The 516-nt window shown below is 61.4% G+C and carries 1 protein-coding gene; it reads left to right on the top strand.

Annotated elements, in window-relative coordinates; translation table 11 throughout:
- Positions 1 to 516, top strand: a 516-nt coding sequence (locus tag PX554_RS26605; RefSeq protein ID WP_275505053.1) for a transposase, incomplete at both ends; no start/stop codon positions are given.

Below are 516 nucleotides of genomic sequence, written 5' to 3'. Positions count from 1 at the left end.
CGACGAAGAGCATGAGGCGATCCGGGATCTGGTGCGGGCGCGGCGCTCTGCTCAGGAAGCGGCAACCTCAGCAAAGCAAATGGTGCGGAGCTTCCTACTTCGCCATGATCGACGGTATTGCGGCAAAACGGCGTGGACCAAAGCCTATTGGCGCTGGCTGTCAGAGCAACGTTTCGATTTTCCGCATCAGCAACTGGCCTTCGAGGAAGCAAAGCATCGCGTTCTGGAGGCACAGGCGCGCGTGGAAAGGCTGGAGGCGGCGCTCGCGGAAGCAGTGGAGGGCTGGCGATTTGCCGCTCTTGTTCGCAGCCTGCAGGCGCTGCGCGGAGTTCGCTTGATTGTCGCCGCAACTCTGATCGCCGAGGTTGGCGACTTGACGCGGTTCCAGAATCCGAAACAACTGATGGCCTACCTCGGGTTGGTGCCTTCGGAATATTCAAGCGGATCACGCGTCCATCGCGGCCGAATTACGCGGGCCGGCAACGCTCATGCCCGCACCATGCTTGTCGAGGCAGG

It is taken from the genome of Sphingomonas pollutisoli (assembly GCF_029167165.1).
GTDB classification, from domain to species: Bacteria; Pseudomonadota; Alphaproteobacteria; order Sphingomonadales; family Sphingomonadaceae; genus Sphingomonas; species Sphingomonas pollutisoli.
Note: the sequence above shows the minus strand (reverse complement) of the source record. Positions and strands in the feature narration are given on the sequence as shown.